The sequence below is a fragment of the Clostridium drakei genome, assembly GCF_000633595.2.
In the GTDB taxonomy this organism is placed as follows: Bacteria; Bacillota; Clostridia; order Clostridiales; family Clostridiaceae; genus Clostridium_AM; species Clostridium_AM drakei.
In genome coordinates, this window is sequence record NZ_JIBU02000119.1 from 1 (window position 1) to 430 (window position 430).

Annotated in this window: 1 protein-coding gene; it reads left to right on the forward strand. The window is 44.4% G+C overall.

Annotated features, from left to right (window positions below; genetic code table 11):
- A partial coding sequence (locus EG57_RS26160) for a hypothetical protein (protein ID WP_200880615.1) occupies positions 1-370 on the forward strand: 370 nt, incomplete at its 5' end.
- Positions 371-430: the final 60 nt, after the last annotated feature.

Genomic DNA, 430 nt, shown 5'->3' on the forward strand with positions numbered 1-430 from the left:
CGTTTCCAAGTATAACGAGTTAGTCGTCAAGCACAACAAAGTTGTGGAGCGGAACGAAGAGCTTCAGGAAGTAATCAAAGATTTTCAAGAAATTCCAATCATCGAAAGATGCCTTGCAATAATCCGCAGTTTCGTTTTCCATATCTGCGGCCGCTTTGACGCAGACGATAGGAGGTTGTTGTCTTTCGTCATGCAAGGCAATGAAGATGCAGCCAAGAGCCTAAGAAATGCAGCCTTCAATTTGGGCGGAGTGATATGTCAGTATCAATATGGCAGCAGATGGGACCAAGCGGAAAGGGAATTAAGAAACATTGCCAATGGTGTGAGGGAAGAGGAACAGCAACAGCGAAACAGGGGACTAAGAAGATAGCCCCCTACAAATCCAAATTCTTGATTATATCCTTCAGCACGTTCACCTTGACTGTAGAAT